This is a genomic window from Coprococcus intestinihominis, assembly GCF_040096555.1.
Lineage (GTDB): Bacteria > Bacillota > Clostridia > Lachnospirales > Lachnospiraceae > Coprococcus_A > Coprococcus_A intestinihominis.
Map to the genome: position 1 here is coordinate 1 of NZ_JBBMEK010000449.1, position 1,268 is coordinate 1,268.

The window sequence follows — 1,268 nt, forward strand, 5'->3', positions numbered from 1 at the left end:
TTTTTGAAATTTTATTTGGCGGATACGCCACACCGACGAAATGCGTAGCATTTTGGAGGTTGGCTCTGAACAGTTACATATTATTATTTATTATAGTTCATTACCGAAACTGATACCCATATCTCTTGCTTCGCGGATAATATCCGACTTCGGATCAACGGTCTTAAGTCTTCCGGCCACTTCCTTCAATGGTACCGGAACGATCTCATTATTCTTAAATGCTGCCATACAGCCATACTTACCCTCAAGGATCATTCGACCTGCCGCTGCTCCCAACCGAGTGGCTACCACACGGTCATAGGCATCCGGACTGCCGCCGCGCTGCGTATGACCCGGCACAACAATTCGTACTTCCTGCCCCAGGGCATCCTGAATCTTCTTGCCAAGTTCATAGGAAACCGACGGGAACGGGCTGTTCGCCTTCTTCTTCTGGTATTCCTTCTTGGACAGCTGTGCATCTTCCTGGGAAATCGCGCCCTCTGCAACCGCAAGAATACTGAACCTCTTGCCAGCCTTGTTACGCTGTTTCACCGCCATCAGTACCGAATCAAAATTGTACGGCATCTCCGGCAAAAGGATAATATCCGCACCGCCCGCAATACCTGCATGCAATGTCAGCCAGCCAACCTTATGCCCCATCAGCTCTACAATAAATACACGGCCATGGGATGCCGCTGTTGTATGAATACAATCAATGGCATTCGTTGCAATATCCACTGCACTCTGAAAACCGAATGTCATATCCGTTCCGTAAATATCATTGTCAATAGTCTTTGGCAGAGAAACAATATTCAAACCTTCTTCGCTGAGCAGATTCGCTGTCTTCTGAGTCCCATTGCCGCCAAGGATCACAAGGCAGTCAAGCTTCAGATTGCGATAAGTTGCCTTCATCGCCTCAACCTTGTTAAAGCCATTCTCACCTGGCACCCGCATCAGCTTAAACGGCTGTCTGGAAGAACCCAGAATCGTTCCGCCCTTTGTCAAGATACCGGAAAAATCATTCGGCTTCATCAAAATATAGTCATTATACATCAGACCTCTGTAGCCCTCTTCAAAACCAAAAATCTGTGTATCAGGATCCGCGTTATACAGTGTCTTCGCAACACCACGCATTGTTGCATTCAAAGCCTGACAGTCGCCGCCACTTGTCAGCATACCTACTCTCATCATTCACGCCATCTCCTTTGTTTAGAATATGTCCTCTTCTCTTGTTATACTATATAGTAAAATAAGCAGAAATTCAACCAGAAAATCAGCTTTTGCCTGGA

At 46.5% G+C, this 1,268-nt stretch carries 1 protein-coding gene; it reads right to left on the minus strand.

What is annotated here, in order from left to right; genetic code table 11:
- Positions 1–90: 90 nt before the first annotated feature.
- On the minus strand, positions 91–1,170 hold the full coding sequence (locus WMO25_RS18130) for a 6-phosphofructokinase (protein ID WP_349086635.1): 1,080 nt from the start codon (positions 1,168–1,170) through the stop codon (positions 91–93).
- Between the last annotated feature and the right edge of the window lie 98 nt (positions 1,171–1,268).

Bases quoted from the DNA above. Each gene is read 5' to 3' on its own strand.
- WMO25_RS18130 (WP_349086635.1), bottom strand. From the start codon at position 1,170: ATGATGAGAGTAGGTATGCTGACAAGTGGCGGCGACTGTCAGGCTTTG.